At 76.2% G+C, this 1435-nt stretch carries 1 protein-coding gene and 1 pseudogene; both read right to left on the bottom strand.

The genetic code is table 11. The features are described from left to right. A pseudogene (locus ACJA3G_RS36920) lies at positions 1–662 on the bottom strand (hypothetical protein); the annotation flags it as partial. A gap of 408 nt (positions 663–1070) precedes the next feature. Beyond that, the gene (locus ACJA3G_RS36915; protein WP_406557380.1) at positions 1071–1322 is read right to left on the bottom strand and encodes a helix-turn-helix domain-containing protein; all 252 of its coding nucleotides are present in this window, start codon (positions 1320–1322) and stop codon (positions 1071–1073) included. Positions 1323–1435: the final 113 nt, after the last annotated feature.

Raw genomic sequence — 1435 nt, 5'->3', positions numbered from 1 at the left:
CTCCCGAGCAGGCCCCTCGCGTACCCGCCGCCGGCCTCGATCCCGGCGAACCGGGCGCCGCGCGAGGGGCGCCGCACGGCGGGCCGGGCGGCGGGTACGCGAGGGGCCTGCTCGGGAGCGTCCGGCGCCGCGGGGGCCACGGGGGCGCCCTCACCCCTGGAGCGGGCCACCGCCCGCTCGCCGAACCAGCCCCTCGGCACCTCCGGCCCCAACGCGGCGATACGGGCGCGCAGTTCGGCACAGCGGGCGGTGGCCCGGGCCAGGTCGTCCTGGATCCAGGCCAGCTCGTTGGGGGCGGCGCCCGGGAGACGGTCCGCCGCACGCGTCTGCTCGCGCAGCATCACGGTGAGCTGTTCGCGCAGGGCCTCGCGCCCGCCCGGGCGGGTGTCGTACGCCGCCGTGGCCGCGGTGTGCAGGGCCCGCGCCCGTACCGTCTCGCGGGCCACCGCCTCCGGGCCGTGCGTCGGCGCGAGGTCCTGGAGCAGCGATTCGACCACGTCCCACGGCGGGATCGCACGGCCCTCGAAGCAGGCCGCCAGGCCGCCGGGGTCGCGCTGCCGGAAGACCGCGTACCAGCCCCCGTGCCGGTCGAGCAGGGCCGCCAGCCGGCCCAGGTACCGTACGAACGTCCCTATGTCCACCGGGAGTTGATTGACCGTCATCGCGCAATCCCCCAACCGTCGACTGAACCCCCACGGTCCTCGGGCATTCGATACCCGCGGTATTGCGCCCGTGTTACGCCGAGGTCTTCACCGCGATACCGGGGTGTGGCCGTACGCCGAACGGCGAGGTGATGACAGAGGCCGCGCGCCCCCGCGAAGCGCCGCCGCGCGCCCCGGGGGACCACGGCGGGGGCTGGTGGTGCGGCGGCGTACGCCGGTGAACCGCGCGGGCTCGCCCAGCACCTTCGAAGGTCACCCGCGCCGGAGCAATCCGCCGGAGTTGTCTCAGATCCATCCGCCCGGGCCCGCTCCGGGGTTCAGCGAACCCGGCCCACCCAGGCACGCACAGAACAGCGCGAACAGTGAGGAATCACCCGCGGCAGGACAGCCCGCCCCCGCGAGACCCGCTCATGCGGGCAGCAGGCTGCAACTTCCGGCGACCTCGTCGAGCGACAGCCCGAGCACGCCCGCCAGCGCGGCCACGGTGAAGAAAGCGGGTGTCGGGGCCCGCCCGGTCTCGATCTTCCGCAGGGTCTCGGCCGAGAGCCCGGCCGCCGCGGCGACCTCACTCATGCTGCGCCCGCCCCGGGCGGCCCGCAGCAACCTGCCCAGCCGCTCGCCACGTTCGCGCTCTTCGGGGGTGAGAGGGGTGCGGACCATGACCCCGAGTCTATCCGGAGCGGGCCGGCCCGCGCCCGGCACGGGCCGAAGCGGACCCGTACGGGCCGCCGGGGACCACCACGCCCGGCTCAGCCGCCCACCGCCCCCTCAGC

Source organism: Streptomyces sp. YS-3, from assembly GCF_045257485.1.
Lineage (GTDB): Bacteria > Actinomycetota > Actinomycetes > Streptomycetales > Streptomycetaceae > Streptomyces.
The sequence above is the reverse complement of the archived record's forward strand: the minus strand, read 5'-3'. Positions and strand labels throughout refer to the sequence as shown.

Bases quoted from the DNA above. Each gene is read 5' to 3' on its own strand.
- ACJA3G_RS36915 (WP_406557380.1), bottom strand. From the start codon at position 1,322: ATGGTCCGCACCCCTCTCACCCCCGAAGAGCGCGAACGTGGCGAGCGG.